5 protein-coding genes and 1 pseudogene are annotated in these 3,753 nt (G+C 52.8%); all 6 read left to right on the forward strand.

The window, feature by feature from the left end:
* Positions 1–141: 141 nt before the first annotated feature.
* Positions 142–417 carry a DUF6778 family protein gene (locus FLO80_RS23560; protein ID WP_369333781.1) on the forward strand — a complete coding sequence of 92 codons (276 nt, stop codon included), beginning with the start codon at positions 142–144 and terminating at the stop codon, positions 415–417.
* Between the two features lie 123 nt (positions 418–540).
* Positions 541–1,152, forward strand: coding sequence for a Hint domain-containing protein (locus tag FLO80_RS21530; protein ID WP_111369539.1), 612 nt, complete (start codon positions 541–543; stop codon positions 1,150–1,152).
* 29 nt (positions 1,153–1,181) lie between these two features.
* Positions 1,182–1,640 (forward strand): hypothetical protein, encoded by a 459-nt coding sequence (locus tag FLO80_RS21535; RefSeq protein ID WP_146611097.1) that lies wholly within the window; start codon positions 1,182–1,184, stop codon positions 1,638–1,640.
* Positions 1,641–1,694: 54 nt separating this feature from the next.
* The gene (locus tag FLO80_RS21540; RefSeq protein WP_188078391.1) at positions 1,695–2,732 is read left to right on the forward strand and encodes a polysaccharide biosynthesis/export family protein; all 1,038 of its coding nucleotides are present in this window, start codon (positions 1,695–1,697) and stop codon (positions 2,730–2,732) included.
* 3 nt (positions 2,733–2,735) lie between these two features.
* Positions 2,736–3,536 (forward strand): hypothetical protein, encoded by an 801-nt coding sequence (locus tag FLO80_RS21545; protein ID WP_146611098.1) that lies wholly within the window; start codon positions 2,736–2,738, stop codon positions 3,534–3,536.
* Positions 3,537–3,623: 87 nt separating this feature from the next.
* Positions 3,624–3,753, forward strand: a pseudogene (locus FLO80_RS23295) (UTP--glucose-1-phosphate uridylyltransferase); the annotation flags it as partial.

Genomic DNA, 3,753 nt, shown 5'->3' on the forward strand with positions numbered 1-3,753 from the left:
TTCAAGAACCGCGCATAGCGCCAACCCGGACCCCCGCAGGCCCGCCGCCGCTGCGCTATGTGAGGGCTACGCAGCGCCGGGCCTGCTCAGCTCAAAGGGGTCAATTTTGAATGCCGATAGGGGGTCAGCTTTGGATGCCGATTGACACTTACGCCCTATGCATTTCAAGTCGCGCCTCCAGGCACCGGCGTCGAGAGTGTAAGATATAAGATCGTAGTTCGAGACGCTCATACACGAAGGGTTCTCGTCCCCGAAGAGATCATTTCGGCAGATGGACGTGCAATTGCGGCTAAAGATGGCGGAATGCGTGGCCCGGCGGAGCGGAAGCGCATAGTGAATCGTATCGCCAACGTCACCCAAGGATGGCTGGGGATGGGCAAGGATTTGCGGCAGACGTTCTGGCGTGTCGGCCAATGAGCATACGTTGCGCAGAATTGGATGCCGTTGGCTGCAAATGTCTAACACGCACCTGGACAGCGGCGAGCGCGGCAGTCCGAAGAACACGAATTCTTCCGGGTGATACCTGGGAAGAGAGGCGACATGCTATATAGCGACGAACTGCGAGAACGTGCCGTTTTTCCGGTTCGCCCCGGTCTGTTCGCGGCCGGCTCGAAGGTAATGACGCTTGACGGCCCTATTGCCATCGAGAAGCTGAACACGGGCGATAGGATCATAACGTACGATCGTGGTGCCGAACCGATACAAGGCAGGCTGCGTGTCGTTTTGCCTGCCCGCGGGCAGATCGCGCCGATTTGCATCGGGAATGATGGCGCCGATGGGCTGACCGTATCTCCGCACACTCTGTTGATGGTCAGTTCACCTTACTGTGAACACCACTTCGGATCGGCGCGGGCAATGGTTCGTGCCGCGTCACTTCGTGGCGACCGGTTTGCCCGTGTAATCGACCAGGGCGAGATGGAATTCATTTCGCTCTACATTAATGACGCGGCGATGATCTATGTGGAAGGCATGATCTGTGAAACGGCTGGAACACAGGAAAAATCCGAAAGCCAACATGACAGCTTTTTGGAAATGTTGTCTGCTTCGCCCACAAGGTTTCCAGTCTTGAGCGATGAAGAGGCGCGCCTATTGTACAAATTGGCCGGGGGAGCCGTCAACATCCTGAAGCTTGCGTGTCAGGGGTGGGATTGATGCCCGGAAATGAACGTAATCGAACCCCCTTGAACCAGAGCGCCCGGATACTGGATGCGGGCAGTGACAATAACAACGAACCGACCGTGCGTACTCTTTGGGTGCCTCACGCGATTGACGCTGGCACCTCCGATAGGAACAGTTGTGACATTGGTACAAGTGATGTTCTACAGCTTTCGAACGGTACCGTGTTGTTTCAGGGAATAAGGGAGTTGATTGTAAAGGAGCGCCCAGAGTTCCCCGCGCTCTCCAACCCTGTTGAACTACATGTATTGGCTTCGGTCGAGTTCCCGCAAAAGTTTGTGAGCCCCCCTTCTATCATGCTGGCGTTCGGCCCTCCTCAACCGGTGTTTACGATTTGCGCAAAACAAATAACTTGTGAGTCCTTCACGATCGCCATGCGCTCCATTTGCGCTGATCCAACAACAGTCAGAGTTTCTTGGAAAGCTGTTGGATTTTCGACCTTTGGCAATTTTTCCGTGGCGTGACCGATGATACGGCCCCATCAGATTACAACTAGGTTCAGGTTTTCCGCTCTGTTGATGTTGGCAAGTGTTGCGTTTGCTGCGTGCAGTGTGCCTTCTGGGGGGCCGTCAAATCAGGCGATGCTGCACAGTTCGGATGTCGAGATCATCAAGGTAACGCGCGGGGTTGCATTATCCCTTAAAACACCTTCGTCCCCAGGCTTTCCTGCCGAGTATCTGCGCCAGGCTTTACCGATGATCGATCGTATCAGTATCGGAGACGCACTGCAGTTACAGATTTTCGAGAATGTCGACAACGGGTTGTTCGGCGACCCCCGCGCGGGCCCGACAACGATGACCCCGCTTTTGGTCGATGGCACGGGACATGTCAGTGTGCCCTATGTTGGTCGTATTAGGGCTAATGGAGTAACGCTGGAACAATTACGCGCGACAATTGAGCAGAGACTTGCTCCACAGACACCAGATCCGCAAATTATCGTTTCTCGAGCTGATCACGCTGGGCTTTCAGTTGCTGTTTCCGGAGACATAAGACAACCGGGAACTTACACATTGGATGTTTCTTCCCGCCGGATCGGCGCAATCTTGGCGCGTGCTGGTGGGGTTACGGCTGCTCCAACTCAAGTACAGGTAACCCTCCGGCGCGGGCGGGCTATGGGTAGTGCCAGCCTGCATTCCATTCTGAACGACCCGCGTCAGGATATCGCAGTTCTGCCCGGTGATAATGTGATTGTCACCGCCGACCATCGCCGCGTTTTTGTTCTCGGTTCGGTTGGAGGTCAGAGAGTGGTACCATTGGAGAAGCCGGAATTGACGCTAATAGACGCGTTAGCAGAATCGAGCGGACTTGACAGTGAAGCGGCAAACCCGGATGCGGTATATATCCTGCGAAAAAGGTCAGATGCGCGCTCTGTCGTTTATCACGTCGATCTCTCGGAGCCAGCAGGCTTACTCGCTTCGACGGAATTCGTTCTCCAGAATGCAGATGTGGTTTACGTCGCAGAAGCCGCGACAACCAGATTCAACAAGATCTTGCGAGCGATGCTAGGCGTAGCGGCGCCTGCCAGCCAGATCAATGACTTGGCAAGCGGCGGGTAACAAATGGTTATTGCGATAGTTCCAGTTGGGTATCATGCCACCTCTAAAGGGCGAGTGCCAGAATTATACGAAGTCGAGGGTCAATCCTTACTCGAACGTTGTGTCACGAACTTAATAGGTGCAGGTATACATGAGATCGTCATATTGGTTCATACAAACGAAATTTCAGAAATTTCGCGCATCGAAAATACTCCCGAGATACTGGATGACGAAATGATCCACAAATGTAGGGAGATGCGCTGCGAGCTATCTATCTGGTCGGCGACGTCTCTGGAATCTGGCGTGGCAGAGTTCTCTGACAGTGATATTATTGTTTATTGGGCCACAGATCTGTGGCTTTCGGAAGGATTTGAAGCTGATGTCGATCGTAGCGGCGTTCATTATAATGCCGCTTGGCAAGATTACCAGGCGCGAATTCACTTTTTAAGAGAGATGATGCTTCGCATAAGGCAGCCAATAGCGTGCGTGGAAACAGGTGTGTCTTGGGAGAACGCTTTGCATTCCTGTGCTGTTTCGCGTTCTGCAACAGGGTACATAATGGGCATGCTTGAGCCAGAAACCTGCATACCGCTACCAGATACACTGGATGTCATTCGTACGGCAATTTGCATCCCTGCAGGAACTTTAATGGATCTAGTCCCTGTAGAAGATGAGTGTGGACGATACCCCTTTCAAATTCTAATTCAACAATTGATTTCTCATGTACCAGGAATTCTTGCCGTTCCTGAAACAGGGCGATACTTTGATGCAAGGATTCCGGCGGAATTCAAAGCCTTCTTGGCTTCGAATGGTGGTTTTGAATAGTTCATGTGACAACACTCCGCCATAATATGCCGCTCCTCAGGAGTCATCACCAACTTTTTGCCATATCTCTAAGTGAGGTTCAGGAGAATGAAGAGAAAAGTAACCAAGGCGATCTTTCCGGTTGCAGGTCTGGGCACCCGGTTTCTGCCTGCCACGAAATCGATTCCCAAGGAAATCATGACGCTGGTTGACCGGCCGCTCATTCAATACGCGATCG

The organism is Aquicoccus porphyridii, from assembly GCF_008369105.1.
Lineage (GTDB): Bacteria > Pseudomonadota > Alphaproteobacteria > Rhodobacterales > Rhodobacteraceae > Aquicoccus > Aquicoccus porphyridii.

Coding starts and splice junctions, on each gene's coding strand:
- FLO80_RS21530 (WP_111369539.1), top strand. CDS start 541: ATGCTATATAGCGACGAACTGCGAGAACGTGCCGTTTTTCCGGTTCGC.
- FLO80_RS21540 (WP_188078391.1), top strand. CDS start 1,695: ATGTTGGCAAGTGTTGCGTTTGCTGCGTGCAGTGTGCCTTCTGGGGGG.
- FLO80_RS21545 (WP_146611098.1), top strand. CDS start 2,736: ATGGTTATTGCGATAGTTCCAGTTGGGTATCATGCCACCTCTAAAGGG.